Annotated in this window: 13 protein-coding genes; all 13 read left to right on the top strand. The window is 48.5% G+C overall.

Annotated features, from left to right (window positions below; translation table 11 throughout):
• Positions 1 to 160: 160 nt before the first annotated feature.
• The 13 genes from apbC to H8792_RS01515 all read left to right on the top strand — a co-directional run bounded on the left by apbC (position 161) and on the right by H8792_RS01515 (position 13,554).
• A complete protein-coding gene (apbC, locus tag H8792_RS01455; protein WP_194947350.1) occupies positions 161 to 1,285 on the top strand; it encodes an iron-sulfur cluster carrier protein ApbC in 1,125 nt (374 codons plus the stop codon).
• Positions 1,286 to 1,517: 232 nt separating this feature from the next.
• Positions 1,518 to 3,626 (top strand): methionine--tRNA ligase, encoded by a 2,109-nt coding sequence (metG, locus tag H8792_RS01460; RefSeq protein WP_194947351.1) that lies wholly within the window; start codon positions 1,518 to 1,520, stop codon positions 3,624 to 3,626.
• Between the two features lie 70 nt (positions 3,627 to 3,696).
• On the top strand, positions 3,697 to 4,272 hold the full coding sequence (rsxA, locus tag H8792_RS01465; RefSeq protein ID WP_194947352.1) for an electron transport complex subunit RsxA: 576 nt from the start codon (positions 3,697 to 3,699) through the stop codon (positions 4,270 to 4,272).
• A 49-nt stretch (positions 4,273 to 4,321) separates the two neighbouring features.
• Positions 4,322 to 4,888: an electron transport complex subunit RsxB gene (gene rsxB, locus H8792_RS01470; RefSeq protein ID WP_194947353.1), complete on the top strand. Its 567-nt coding sequence runs from the start codon at positions 4,322 to 4,324 to the stop codon at positions 4,886 to 4,888.
• Positions 4,885 to 7,260 (top strand): electron transport complex subunit RsxC, encoded by a 2,376-nt coding sequence (gene rsxC, locus H8792_RS01475; protein WP_194947354.1) that lies wholly within the window; start codon positions 4,885 to 4,887, stop codon positions 7,258 to 7,260. Before rsxB ends, rsxC begins: the two co-directional genes overlap by 4 nt.
• Positions 7,260 to 8,309, top strand: a complete 1,050-nt coding sequence (locus H8792_RS01480) for an RnfABCDGE type electron transport complex subunit D (protein WP_194947355.1) — start codon at positions 7,260 to 7,262, stop codon at positions 8,307 to 8,309. Before rsxC ends, H8792_RS01480 begins: the two co-directional genes overlap by 1 nt.
• A gap of 8 nt (positions 8,310 to 8,317) precedes the next feature.
• Positions 8,318 to 8,965, top strand: a complete 648-nt coding sequence (rsxG, locus tag H8792_RS01485; protein ID WP_228766867.1) for an electron transport complex subunit RsxG — start codon at positions 8,318 to 8,320, stop codon at positions 8,963 to 8,965.
• Positions 8,958 to 9,713, top strand: a complete 756-nt coding sequence (locus H8792_RS01490) for an electron transport complex subunit E (protein ID WP_194947356.1) — start codon at positions 8,958 to 8,960, stop codon at positions 9,711 to 9,713. The genes rsxG and H8792_RS01490 overlap by 8 nt, the downstream gene beginning before the upstream one ends.
• A gap of 22 nt (positions 9,714 to 9,735) precedes the next feature.
• Positions 9,736 to 10,368 carry an endonuclease III gene (gene nth / locus H8792_RS01495; RefSeq protein ID WP_194947357.1) on the top strand — a complete coding sequence of 211 codons (633 nt, stop codon included), beginning with the start codon at positions 9,736 to 9,738 and terminating at the stop codon, positions 10,366 to 10,368.
• Positions 10,369 to 10,372: 4 nt separating this feature from the next.
• On the top strand, positions 10,373 to 10,807 hold the full coding sequence (locus H8792_RS01500; RefSeq protein ID WP_194947358.1) for a DUF1841 family protein: 435 nt from the start codon (positions 10,373 to 10,375) through the stop codon (positions 10,805 to 10,807).
• 27 nt (positions 10,808 to 10,834) lie between these two features.
• The gene (locus tag H8792_RS01505) at positions 10,835 to 11,350 is read left to right on the top strand and encodes a ribonuclease HI (RefSeq protein ID WP_194947359.1); all 516 of its coding nucleotides are present in this window, start codon (positions 10,835 to 10,837) and stop codon (positions 11,348 to 11,350) included.
• A 283-nt stretch (positions 11,351 to 11,633) separates the two neighbouring features.
• Positions 11,634 to 12,923, top strand: coding sequence for a hypothetical protein (locus tag H8792_RS01510; protein ID WP_324187580.1), 1,290 nt, complete (start codon positions 11,634 to 11,636; stop codon positions 12,921 to 12,923).
• Positions 12,901 to 13,554: a DUF2026 family protein gene (locus H8792_RS01515; protein WP_194947360.1), complete on the top strand. Its 654-nt coding sequence runs from the start codon at positions 12,901 to 12,903 to the stop codon at positions 13,552 to 13,554. The genes H8792_RS01510 and H8792_RS01515 overlap by 23 nt, the downstream gene beginning before the upstream one ends.
• Positions 13,555 to 13,603 lie beyond the last annotated feature (49 nt).

A 13,603-nucleotide genomic window follows, 5' to 3' on the forward strand; every position in this document is an offset into this window, starting at 1 on the left:
GCTAAAATATCAGGCCTACAAACGGCCTCCCTGCAAGCGTCACCCAAGAAGTGTTAATACAAAACCGCAGCGGTTTATCAAAAAATACGTCGTTGAATGATACTAAATACAAGAAAACGCAGAAAAATCCTCAACAACTCGACATTATCAAGGATAGAAAATGGGCTTCTTAAGTAAACTTTTCGGCAGTTCGATTTCCACCGAACTGCAGCAACAGATCGAAGCTAAAATAGCACTTTGCATTGATCCTTCAACCAAGAAGAACTTGCATGAACTCAAAGCGGTCCAGCAGATCGACTTCAAAAAAGGCCTGCTCAGTCTATTGATTGAAATGCCATATCCGTGCAAATCGATCTGGCCGTCTCTTGAACAGCAACTGCAGCACAACCTCAGCGGACTGGACGGCATCGAACAGATCAACGTCGAATTCACGACTAAAATCGTGGCGCACGATGTACAAAAAGGCACTCAGCCACTACCGGAAATCAAAAACATTATCGCCATTGCCTCAGGAAAAGGCGGCGTCGGCAAGTCCACCACAACCGTCAATCTGGCACTCGCCCTGCAGCAGGAAGGCGCCCGCGTCGGAATTCTGGATGCCGACATCTACGGACCAAGCATTCCGACCATGTTGAACCTGAAAGAAAAGCCGCAATCCAAGGACGGCAAAAGCATGGAACCGCTTATGGCTTACGGCATGCAGGTGATGTCGATCGGCGTGCTGATCGAAGAAGATTCGCCGATGATCTGGCGTGGACCGATTGTCACCCAGACCCTGACTCAATTGCTTAAAGAAACCAACTGGCAGGAACTGGATTATTTACTGATCGACCTGCCTCCTGGAACCGGCGACGTCCAGCTGACGCTATCGCAACAGATCCCGGTCACCGGCGCAGTCATCGTTACCACCCCGCAACAGGTGTCGTTAATCGACGCTAAAAAAGGTTTGAAGATGTTCGAAAAGGTCGAAATCCCGATTCTCGGTATTATCGAAAACATGAGTACCCACATCTGTTCGAACTGCGGACATGAAGAGGCGATTTTCGGTGCTCACGGCGGCGAATCCATGGCGCAACAGTATCAAGTCCCATTCCTCGGCGCCCTGCCGCTCGACAAACGCATTCGAGAAGAAACCGACCAGGGCGCACCGACGGTTACTGCCGAACCAAATAGTGAGATCGCCCAGAAATATCGCAACATGGCTCAGCGTATCAGCGCCGACATCGGTGTCAAGAAACGCAATTATGCCAATGTGTTCCCGGAAATCGTCATTCAAAACACCTGATTATATAAGATATTCATAAGAAAATTTACGTGGGCGTTTCATCAGGAAACGCCTTTTTTATGCCTATCGAAAAGCCCGCCAAGACTACAGACAACCCTTTCTAAAATCGCTATAATACCCGGCTATTTAACAATAAAATTGCGCAAAAGTTCTTTCGGTCTTTTTAAACGGACTTTAATCGCATTTTTTTACCACTGCGGTCTCTCAAAACAAAACAGGAAACGAAACACCGATGTCAGCCAAAGCACAGAGAAAAATTTTAATCACCAGTGCCTTACCCTACGCTAACGGTCCAATCCATTTAGGCCACCTTGTCGAGTATATTCAAACCGACATCTGGTCTCGTTTCCAAAAAATGCGCGGCCATGAGTGTACCTACGTTTGTGCCGACGATGCCCACGGAACGCCAATTATGCTGCGCGCCGAAGCCGAAGGCATTACTCCTGAAGAGCTGATCGCCAAATCGTCCGAAGAGCACCAGGCCGATTTCGCCGGTTTCAATATCGCTTTCGATCATTACCACAGCACCAATTCACCGGAAAACAAATACTTTGCCGAGTTGATCTATAACCGTCTGAAAGAGAAAGGTTATATTGCACGCAAGTCGATTTCCCAGTTCTACGATCCTGAAAAGGCCATGTTCCTGCCGGATCGTTTCGTTAAGGGAACCTGCCCGAAATGCGGTACCGAAGATCAGTACGGCGACAACTGTGAAGCCTGTGGTGCAACCTATGCGCCAACCGATCTGATCAACCCGAAATCGGTGGTTTCCGGCGCAACACCGATCGAAAAAGACTCCGACCATCTATTCTTTGAACTGGATCAGTTTGCCGACATGCTTAAAGAATGGACCCGTGCCGGTCACCTGCAAACCCAAATCGCCAATAAAATCGACGAATGGCTGGAAGGCGGACTGCGCGGCTGGGATATTTCGCGTGATGCGCCTTACTTCGGTTTTGAAATCCCTGGTGAACAAAATAAATATTTCTATGTCTGGCTGGATGCTCCGATCGGCTATATGTCAAGCTTTAAAGCCTACTGCGAAAAATCGGGACTGAACTTCGACGAATACTGGCAGAAAGATTCCCAGGCCGAGTTGTACCACTTCATCGGTAAAGACATTATCAACTTCCACGCCCTGTTCTGGCCTGCCATGTTGCATGGCGCTGACTTCCGCACTCCGGATGCGGTCTGGGCGCACGGATTCCTGACCGTTGACGGCCAAAAGATGTCCAAGTCACGCGGTACTTTCATTATGGCCAGAACCTATCTGGATCACTTGAATCCGGAATACTTGCGTTATTACTTCGCTGCCAAGCTGACCAGCCGTATCGACGACATCGATTTGAATCTGGAAGATTTTGCACAACGCGTCAACTCCGATCTGGTCGGTAAAGTCATTAATATCGCCAGCCGTTGCGCCGGTTTTGTTATGAAAAAATTCGACGGCAAGCTGGCCGATAGCTGGTCCGCCGCCGCGCAGGCACTGTACAACGAGTTCTCAAGCAAATCGGAAGAAATCGCCGAGCTGTACGAAAAACGCGAATACGGTCACGCCATGCGTGAAATCATGGCCCTGGCCGACAAAGCCAATGAATACATCGCTGAAACCGCCCCTTGGGTACTGGCGAAAGAAGAAGGCAAGGAATCGGAATTGCATGAATCAGTGTCGGTTGGTATCAACCTGTTCCGCGTACTGATGAGTTATCTTGCGCCGGTATTGCCGAAAACCGCGACCGATGCCTGGGGCTTCCTGAATCTGCAAACTCCGGGCTGGGATGATGTAAAAACTCCACTAATGGGGCATGAAATCAATAAATTCAAAGCCTTAATGACGCGTCTGGAAATGCCTTCTATTGAGAAAATGGTCGAAGCTTCGGCACAATCATTGGGTGCAAAATCGGCGCCTGACGGTAAAAAAGACGACGCCAAACCGAAAAAGAACAAGCAAGAGAATAAAATGACTTCGGAAAACGCTCAAACTAAAGACACTGGCGGATTCGATCCACTGGCAGAAACCATTACCATTGACGACTTTGCTAAAATCGATCTGCGTATTGCCAAAATCATCAATGCCGAAGCAGTTCCGGAGGCGGACAAACTGATTAAACTGACATTGGATATCGGATTTGAGCAGCGCCAAGTCTTCGCCGGCATTAAAGCGGCCTACAACCCGGAAGACCTGATCGGCAAACTGACCGTCATGGTCGCCAATCTGGCACCGCGTAAAATGCGTTTCGGCTTATCGGAAGGTATGGTACTGGCTGCCGGTCCGGGCGGCTCTGATCTCTATATTTTGAATCCGGATGACGGTGCCCAACCGGGTATGCGCGTTAAATAAAAACGTTTAACCCGTCAAAACGGCTCGAACGGAAACCGACACGAAACAGGAATTTATTACCGAGAAACTTATGCAGGAATATCTGGTCATCTTAATCAGTACTGTTCTGGTCAATAACTTCGTCCTTGTGAAGTTTCTCGGCCTGTGTCCGTTTATGGGTGTCTCCAAAAAGACCGATGCCGCTCTTGGCATGGGTCTGGCGACTACCTTTGTGCTTACCCTCTCCTCGGTGCTGAGTTACATTATCTACACCTATCTATTGCAGCCTTTCGGCTTGGAATATCTGCAAACCATCGCCTTTATTCTTGCCATCGCCGCAGTGGTCGGCTTTACAGAAATGGCGATTCATAAAAGCAGCCCGGTGCTTTACCAAGTCCTGGGCATTTATCTGCCATTGATTACCACCAACTGTGCCGTGCTTGGTGTTGCACTACTGAACGTCGGCGAAAAGCACGATTTTATCTCCTCGGCGGTTTACGGCTTCGGTGCGGCGGTCGGCTTTACGCTGGTTATGGTCCTCTTCTCTTCCATCCGCGAACGACTGGAAATCGCCGATATTCCGGCGCCTTTCAAAGGCGCGCCGATTGCTTTGATTACCGCAGGGCTCATGTCAATGGCCTTTATGGGCTTCGGAGGGCTGGCCTGATGTCTGTCGCCGTCAATTCGACCAACTGCCGCAACAAGGGATCGAAGCTGTGATAGAAGCGATTTTGATCTTTCTGGGTCTGGCGCTGGTCTTCGGACTCCTGCTCGGTTACGCCTCGGTTCGTTTCAAGATCGAAGGCAACCCGATGGCCGAACAGATCGATAAAGAGCTGCCGCAAACCCAGTGCGGACAGTGCGGCTTTCCGGGTTGCAAGCCTTATGCCGAAGCTCTGGCAAAAGGTGAATCCGAAGTCAATCTGTGTATTCCAGGCGGCACCGAGGTGATGATCAAAATCTCCGAGATTACCGGCCGCGAACAGAAACCGATGGAAGATACTTCTGCCGAAGAAAAACCGAAAGAAACCGCTTTTATCGATGAAGACCTGTGCATTGGTTGCGTGTTGTGTATTAAAGAATGCCCGGTGGATGCCATTCTCGGCGCAACCAAAATGATGCATACCGTCATTCAACAAGAATGCACCGGCTGCGAAAAATGCGTGCCGGTCTGTCCGGTCGACTGCATTGAAATGCGTCCTCTGGCCCAGACCCTGAACAACTGGAAATGGCCTGATCCGGAAGCCGAAGACGCTGCCAAACGCAACGGGGGTGCGGCATGAGCCTGCTGCACACGATCCAGCGTGGAATCGCCAGAGTCTATCCGACAGCCAAACGCTGGCTATATCGCTTTCATGGCGGTGTTTTCCCCTCTTATCATAAATCGATGTCGGAGCGCATGCCGATCCGAGAACTGGCGTTACCGAAAAAACTCTTTCTGCCTATCGAGCAAGACGGAGAATTATTGGAAACTCAGGTTCAGGTCGGCGACAGAGTTCTGAAATATCAGGTGATCGCTACAGCAGCTGACGCGGAATATGTCCGTAGCCGCAGCGTACCGGTACATGCACCGACTTCCGGAACCGTCATCGCAATTGAAGCGCACAGTATTGCTCACCCTTCCGGATTGAAATCGCCGTGTATCGTGATTGAAACCGACGGCTTAGATCAGGCAGGAGAATCGCCGCTAAACGCTTTAACCATGAATAATCCGCTTGAATTAAAACAACTGTTACGCGAAGCAGGCATTATCGGCATGGGCGGTGCAGGCTTCCCGACCTATGCCAAACTACCGGCAGAAAGCGGCAAAATTCATACCCTGTTGATTAACGGTGCCGAGTGCGAACCTTTTATCACCTGCGATGACCTGTTGATGCAGCATTATCCGCAGCGCATTATCCAGGGTGCACTGATTACTGCCAAAGCCCTTGGCGCCAAAAAAGTGATCTGCGGTATTGAAACCAATAAACCGGCCGCAATCGAAGCCATGCGTTCGGCCGCAGCCGGAACCATCGTCGAAATCAAAACGGTGGAAACCGTCTACCCGATGGGAGGTCAAAAACAACTGACCTACGAACTGACCGGAATCGAAATGCCAAAAGGCAAACATGCAGTTGATCTGGGTCTGCTTATGATGAATGTCGCTACCTACGCCGCCATCTACCAGGCTGTGGAAGAAAAAAAGCCGCTAATTTCCCGTATGGTCACAATCACCGGTTTCGGTTTGAAATCCCCTTTCAATGCCGAAGTTCTGATCGGAACGCCGTTTAACGAACTGGCCGAATTGGCTGAACCCAATCAAACGATCCGTTATCCATTAGTTATGGGCGGACCGATGATGGGCTTCGAAGTTCTGGATAATCAGGTTGGAGTTTTGAAAACCACCAACTGTGTTCTGGCCAATCCGCCGCAACAACAGGAAATGCAGATGCCATGTATTCGCTGCGGCGAGTGTATGGATGCCTGCCCGGTCAACCTGCTGCCGCAACAGATGTATTGGCACGCCCAAGGACATGAATACGAAAAAGTCGAAAAGCTGAATGTCTTCGACTGTATCGAATGCGGTTGCTGCAGTTATGTCTGTCCAAGCCATATTCCACTGGTGCAATATTACCGTCATGCCAAATCGGAAATTAAAGAAATCCATGCCGAACAAAAAGCGGTTGAGCTGGCAAAACAGCGGCATGAATTCAAGCTGGCGCGTATCGAACGCGAGAAGCAGGAACGTGAAGAACGCCTGAGACAGAAAAAAGAAGCGGTTAAAAAACAAATCGCTAGCGAAGACTCTTCAAAACCTTCTTCAGAGAATAGTTCCGACTCGGCCAAAAAACCAAATGCTGCTCAAGCGGCAGCAGCACGTGCCGCTGCGGCTAAAAAAGCCGCCGCTCAGAAAGCAGCTCAAGCAAATGCACCCACTCAAACGGAACCGACCGATGACGATTTAGCGAACCTGCCTCCGGCTCGCCGTAAAGCGATTGAGGCGGCGCGTAAAGCGGCACAAGGCAAAAAAACGCCTTCGACTAAAGGCGCCAGTGCATCTCCGGAAAATCGTACCAAAGCAGAAGCCGGATCGACAAAAGATCCTAAAGCCTCTGCAAAAGCTGCTGCTGCAAAAGCTGCAGCGGCTCGTGCCGCAGCCAAGAAAGCCGCTCAACAAACTGACGATTCCGAACAGACTAAGCAAGAAGTTTTACAATCTCCTCAGAAAACGGAAGAAGTGAAGAAAGACCCGCGTGCAGCCGCTAAGGCTGCCGCAGCGAAAGCGGCCGCCCGTAAAAAGGCTCAGCAGCAAGTAAACGAGCAAAGTGAAACCGACAAAAATGAAGCGGTAAAACCAGCCACGGTGCCAACTGAACCTCAAACCGTCGACTTAACCGAAACCAGTGCGCACACTTCTCCCGCTTTGGAAAAAGAGCAGCAGCGAAAGCTGGCGGTTGAAAAAGCCCGCCAAGCGGCATTGGCCAGAAAACAAGCGCAGAAGCAGCAGGCTCTGGAACAAGATGCAGAACAGCAAACCAAACAAGACGCTGCGCAATCCGTTACTGATCAACCCGTTGTCGATAAACGTGCCGCTGCCGTTGAAGCAGCGAGAAAACGCGCCGCCGCCCGCAAGGCTCAACAGCAATCAAACGCCGAACAAGGAGGCGATTCCTGATGAACGATCGCATGCAGTCATCCCCATTCGCGCATAATGATCAGAACGTTCGTAAAGTAATGATGCAAGTGCAGATTGCCGCGCTCCCGGCTCTGTTGGTTCATCTGTACTTTTTCGGATTTGGCATTGTCGTACAGTGGTTGTTGGCAGTAATCACCCTAATCGTCGTTGAAAGTGCGATGCTCAAATTGCGTGGTCGCCCGATTCTGCCTTATCTGACCGATTTAAGCGGCCTGATCACCATTACCGGTCTGGTATTTTGTATTCCGCCGACCGCCCCTTGGTGGATTATCGTTACCGGCAGTGCCTTCGCTCTAATTTTCGGAAAACATCTGTACGGCGGTTTGGGTTATAACCCGTTTAATCCGGCCATGCTCGGTTATGCATTCCTGTTGATCTCCTTCCCGGTTCCGATGACTCAGTGGATTCTACCGGCAGAATTAAGCGGCCATTACATTGATTTCATGGAAGCCTTACAGTTGATTTTTCAAGGCAACATGAATAATGTCCCGCTGGATATGATGACTGGCGCAACACCGTTAAACGAACTGCGGATAGGCGTTTCTCAAGGCATTAGTGTCGGTGAAACCCTGAACCCGGAAATTCCGACCCACACCAGCTATACGCATCACCTGCTCGGTTTTAACAGCTGGGAATGGATCAATATTACCTTTATGCTCGGCGGCGTGTGGATGCTGTACAGCCGCACAATCCGCTGGCAGTTTCCGGTCGGTTTTCTCGGTTCGCTTGCCTTAATGGCATGGATTTTCCACAGCATCGATCCAAACACCTACCCACCGGTCGATTTTGTCTTGTTGACCGGCGGAACCATGCTGGCCGCTTTCTTTATTATCACCGATCCGGTCACTGCCAGCACCACACCGACGGGACGCTTTATCTACGCTTGCGGAATCGGCGTGCTGGTGTATGTCATTCGTAACTGGGGCGCTTTCCCGGACGGTTTGGCGTTTGCCATCCTGTTAATGAATATCGCGGTGCCGCTGATCGATCAGTATACCCAGCCACGCGTTTTCGGGCATAAGCGCTAGGAGCTCTGATGAACAAGAAACCGATGTTAAATCCGGAACTGTTTAAAACGATGGGTAACTCGGCCGGAAAATTGAGTGCCTTCGTTCTGGTGTGCATTATCCTGCTACTCGGAGTGCGCTATATCACCGCCCCGACCATCGCCGAGGAAGAACGCCAGAATCTGCTCAATCGCTTTAACGATGTTCTGCCTGCTTCACTGTACGACAACGATCCGTTACAAGATCAAAAGCTGATTAAAAACGAGCGCTACCTCAAGCTGCTCGGAGCCAAAGAACCGGTCGTCGTTTATCGTGCCCGTAAAGGCATCGAGCCTGCCGGAGCTATTTTCCAGACAATTGCCCCCAACGGCTACAGCGGCAATATCTATATTCTGGTCGGCGTGCTTCCGGATGGTCAGGTTTCCGGCGTACGGGTCCTGAAACATGCCGAGACTCCCGGGCTCGGCGATAAGATCGAGTTAGAAAAAAACAATTGGATTCTTTCTTTTGATCGTCGCATTCTAACCCCTGGAAACCAGCATGACTGGGCGGTCAGAAAAGACGGCGGCGATTTTGACCAGTTTACCGGTGCGACCATTACCCCGCGCGCGGTCGTCGGTGCCGTTAAACATGCACTGGAAATGGTGAATGAATTAGGAGCAAAGCTTTATGAATGAAACGACGCACTCTTCGCAAGCAACGACTTCTGACGCCTTGGAAAATACGACCGGTTCATGGGCAGAAAAAAAAGCCGAATACAAAAAAATCATTCAAAACGGCCTGTGGCAAAACAACCAGGCATTAGTTGCCCTGCTTGGTTTATGCCCGCTTCTGGCGGTTTCCAATAACTTTATCAACGGACTGGGCCTAGGCTTGGCGACCCTGTTGGTTCTGATGATTTCCAATGCCTTGGTATCGATCATCCGTAACCACGTCTCGAATGAAATCCGCATCCCGGTTTATATTGCGATTATTGCCACTGCTGTAACCATTATCGACCTATTAATGAACGCCTATTTCCACACGCTGCATGGTATTCTCGGTATCTTTATTCCGCTGATCGTGACTAACTGTGCCATTCTGGGACGAGCCGAAGCCTACGCTTCCAAACACTCGGTCGACAAAGCTTTGCTAGACGGCTTCTTTATGGGGCTTGGATTCTTACTGGTACTGGTGGTATTAGGCGGTCTGCGTGAGCTGATCGGCAACGGCACCCTGTTCGATCAAGCCTATCTGATGTTCGGCGAAGCCGCCCGTAGCTGGACGCTGCATTTTGGTGACGATTACCAGGGCGTCTTACTGGCCGTTCTGCCTCCCGGTGCTTTTATCGGTCTAGGATTATTGATTGCCGCCAAGAATTATCTGGATCAGAAAAAAGCTCAGCAACAGCAAAACCAGCTCGGTATTAAAGTCGCCGTAAAGTAATCAACAAAAAACATTTAAAGCCATGAATAAACAGAAACGCCTAGAAATTTTCCAACGCCTGAGCGCAGCGATTCCGGAACCGGAAACCGAGCTGAACTACTCCAATCCGTTCGAGCTGCTGATTGCCGTCATTCTTTCGGCACAGGCGACCGATAAGGGCGTGAATATCGCCACCGCCAAACTGTTTCCGGTCGCCAATACGCCGGAAGCGATCTATGCGCTGGGCGTCGAGGGTTTGAAGGAATACATCAAAACCATCGGCCTGTTTAACACCAAAGCGGAAAACGTTATTAAAACCTGCAAAATGCTGGTTGAATTGCACGGCTCAAAAGTACCGGATAACCGCAAGGATCTGGAAGCGCTGCCAGGCGTTGGGCGTAAAACCGCCAATGTGGTATTGAATACCGCTTTCGGCCAGCCGACGATGGCAGTCGACACGCATATTTTCCGCGTTTCCAACCGCACAAAAATCGCCCCCGGAAAGAACGTACTGGAAGTCGAAAAGAAATTACTGAAAAACGTGCCGAAAGAGTACCTGATTCCGGCGCACCATTTACTGATTCTGCACGGCCGTTACACCTGTACCGCGCGCAAACCGCGTTGCGGCGCCTGCTGTATTTACGACCTGTGCGAATACAAAGACAAAACCGAATAAAGCTATGTTGTATACCTCTGAACGAGACAAACTGCGTCAATTCTATGCCGACTGCTGGAAGAAAGCGCGTCACGGCCTGCCGATGGAACCGATGGAGCAAATGGTCGCGCGCGTGATTGAAATGCATCCGGAATACCACCGCATGCTGGAAAACGAAAAACACCTCGGCAACGAATACAAACCGGAAGACGGCGAAACCAATCCGTTTCTGCATATGGGCATGCATCTGGGACTACAGGAGCAGGTCGTTATGGACCGTCCGGCCGGCATCAAAGCCATTTACCAACAGCTCGGCGAAAAGACGGGCGATGTGATGAAGACCGAACACGCCATGATGGAATGTCTGGCGGAAATGATGTGGCAGGCGCAACGCAGCCAATCCGAACCGGATGAAGCCGCCTATCTGCAATGCCTGCAGAATCTGCTGCTGAAATACTAACTACTTCACGAATCGGACATCACGCATTTGGACTTTCGGCAACACACCCCCTACCGTTTAAATCCAGATGCGCCAGAGCCGCAAACCTATTTACTGAATCTCTATACCGACGGTGCCTACTTCAAACAACACCGGCTTGGCGGCTGGGGCATCGCCATCTACGATCATCAGGGTCAACTTCTCGAAACTCTCTCAGGCGTGCAAATTTCCGAATCCAGTCTGGAAATGGAACTTATTGCAGCGATTAAAGCCCTGCAATGGGTTCAACAAAACCACCCGAACTCATCACCCACCCTCTACACCGATGCACAAATCCTGCTTGAAGGACTCTTCGACAAATACCCGCAATGGCAAGAATCCAATTGGCACTCCCCCAACGGCAACCCTGTCGTTTTCACCGAACTCTGGCAACAACTCCATCAACTCACCGAAAACCTCAACCCTGACATCTACTGGATCAAAGGCCATACCAACAGTCACCAAAACCAACTCGCCGATCAACTCGCCCGCCAATCGATTCTAAAAAAACCGTACTCAGATTAGAGAAATATCCATTTTCTACTAGCTAATTCCCACCTGTTTCATTAGTATAAATATCAATAAAACTGATAACGCACTTTATCTGAATTTAGTGAAATCTATTTATGCCACCTAAACATTAGATAAATTAACGCAAGCGTTTGAAAATAAATAATTTATAAAGATTAACGCAACCTAAATCACTATACAAAACGGCGGTTTTATACATTGTTGAAATACGCAATAAATAGGTATTTAGGATGTCTAATAATAGTTAGGGCGTCAGGAACGTGAGGAGCATTCTTTAGTGAATACTTGTATGACAGTCACCTGCGACACTTGTGAACAGGATATTGACTGCCGCATTGGATATTCAAATCGTCGATTGCAACCGTTAGCGTTTTCCTGTCCTCATTGTGATTCACAGATCGGAATTACACTCGACACCTCAAATGCGCCAAGCTCCAAATTCTCATTTGATGGATGCAAGCCAGCTGATGCTCAACCCTCTGGGGCATTTGATGGGCGCAATCCATTCATAGATTTACATCTCGATTTTCCTGTTCGCTCTGGCGGGTATCAAATAGGTCATACCCCATTCATGATGGCGATGGAAGACATCACTGTTGCTTCTGGAGGAAATAGTAAAAAAGCACATTCGATGCTCCAATTCCTCAATGTTCATCTCAATGCTCTCAATGAAATGACTGAGAAGGCCGGAGAAATCAAAAGGCTTATAAATCTTTACAACGGAAAAAATAAGCAGTTATTTCAGCAGCGAGCAGCATCATTTCTGGGTAAGCAAGAAGAAAAATCGCTATTGCCACAGGATATAAATGCAACTCTATATTCAGTGGTTTCTATTGCATTTTTTCCGTTCACAGTGTTCGCACATAGCAAAGAAATCTCAGAAAAGATGCCGCAACTAATGGGAAGCATTGATCGTGAGAAATTGGGAGAATTTATCGATCACCTCGATGCGTCAGGGTTCCTGAGCACTCTTCAGCGAGACTGTCTCAGCATATATCCAAGAATTTATGACGCTGAGCTTCCTTTGCGGCCTGCTTTGTTTCTAGATCTTACTGGCAATACAGAAGCTGAAAAGACTGCGACGCGTGTTTCGGTACAAGATTTTTCACGGATTAAAGACTTATATAAAGATATTGTTGAAATTCTGAGTCGGCAGCTAGTATTGGTTGCGGGATTTAATAATCTTCTGATTCGAGGAGATGCAAATAGCTTTAAATTAATTGATGGTGGCGCATTGAGTGATTTAAAGAAATTCTCCGGAAAGCCCCTTTCCGAAAAGTTTAAATACCTGGATGACTCTTGGTACAACATCGATCCAGATGCGTTTAACTTAGGTTTGCGAAATGCAATTGCTCACAACAACATTCATTATAACGGAAGCAGTCAAATTATCACATACAGCCCTAGTGGCGGGCGGCTTGAAGCTAGCTCGAACGAAACTATGACTTTTCTGGTATTTGTTAGATTATTGCTTATCGCATTCAGAGAAATGCACAGTCTTCACCACGTAATAAAAAGCGTATTTTTTTATAAATATCTCATCCATGAAAAATCGAAAGAAAAATAATGCCCTACCAATCACATTACCAGATTACTACCGGGCATTTCAGATAATGCATGGGATTCTTTTAAACGAAGATTCAACGCCCCATAAAGCATGCTTGTTCTTTGCAAATGCTGGAGCAGAAATTTTAAGTAAGCACTTTAAGCTGCAAGCCGAACCAATAGCAGGAGCAGCTTTCTACTTTCTCCACGATGAAACCGCCTCAGTTCTCTCATTTGCTGATTTGACAGAAGATTATGTTTCTTCAAACAATCAAGCATTCCACGCATGGGTGCAATGCGGGGATTGGATTATTGATTTTATGGCTCCACTTTTTCCTGAGGCATTAAAAGATACAGGGGTGAACATAAGCATTCCTCGAAAAATGTTTCAGAAAAATCTATCCAGTATGGCCGACTCATTAGATGTGCTTAATAAATCAGGAGATTTTTTATTATCTCCAAACACAGAATTAACTAAACACTTACAAAGAGGTCTGGCAGAGAAGCTGGCAAATGCTGATCTTGTTGACATAGCCTCAAGATGGTTTGTTAAAACCCCAAAGAAGATACTTAAGGAAATACCTATATCTGACGGCAAGGGTAAACTAACAGAGGCAAAACTTAGTAGTATTACCATTCAGGGTGCTTGGTAATACCTACGCATAACAAGGCGCTCGTTCGGACACAAACTACGCTGTGCTT

Origin of the sequence: Thiomicrorhabdus heinhorstiae (genome assembly GCF_013391765.2) — a bacterium.
GTDB lineage: Bacteria > Pseudomonadota > Gammaproteobacteria > Thiomicrospirales > Thiomicrospiraceae > Thiomicrorhabdus > Thiomicrorhabdus heinhorstiae.